The organism is Bacillus sp. SRB_331, from assembly GCF_003264175.1.
Lineage (GTDB): Bacteria > Bacillota > Bacilli > Bacillales > Bacillaceae_G > Bacillus_A > Bacillus_A mycoides.
The window spans coordinates 1-573 of sequence record NZ_NADV01000023.1 but is presented as its reverse complement, the minus strand read 5'-3'; the positions used below and the strand labels follow the sequence as shown (position 1 = coordinate 573).

Genomic DNA, 573 nt, shown 5'->3' with positions numbered 1-573 from the left:
AACGGGAGGAGCATTAGATTTTGCTGATTTTTATGCGTTGATGCCGCCTGATAATGCTGCAACAGTTGCAGCCGGTGGAGACGTAGATTTTCCAAGAGATGGACCTTTTAATGGAGGAGGGATTGTCCGTACTAGCGCCGATACATTTAATTTGTCTGCAATCGGTACTTATCAGGTCTTGTTTCAGGTGAGTGTGAGCGAAGCGGGTCAACTAGTTTTAACTCTTGATTCGGGAGCAGGAGCTGTTGAATTAACTTATACGGTAGTTGGTCGAGCAACTGGCACTTCTCAGATAGTAGGAATAGCTCTTGTGCAAACATCGGTCATCGATTCAATACTCACTGTACGAAATCCAGCTAGCGAATCCACAGCATTAACCATTACTCCTCTGGCTGGAGGAACAGAGTCTGTTTCAGCACATCTTGTTATTACGCGACTTAGATAAAAGAGAAAAATAAAATTGTATAGATTGTAGGCTATAATTATTAAGTTAAGGAAAATGTTATAAAAGTCCCTTTAAATCTTTTGAAGGGACTTTTATAGATTTTTAGATATAGTGATTTCTGCTAACGA

The 573-nt window shown here is 40.1% G+C and carries 1 pseudogene; it reads left to right on the top strand.

The features are described 5' to 3' along the window. A pseudogene (locus B5P42_RS32020) lies at positions 1 to 445 on the top strand (collagen-like protein); the annotation flags it as partial. Positions 446 to 573: the final 128 nt, after the last annotated feature.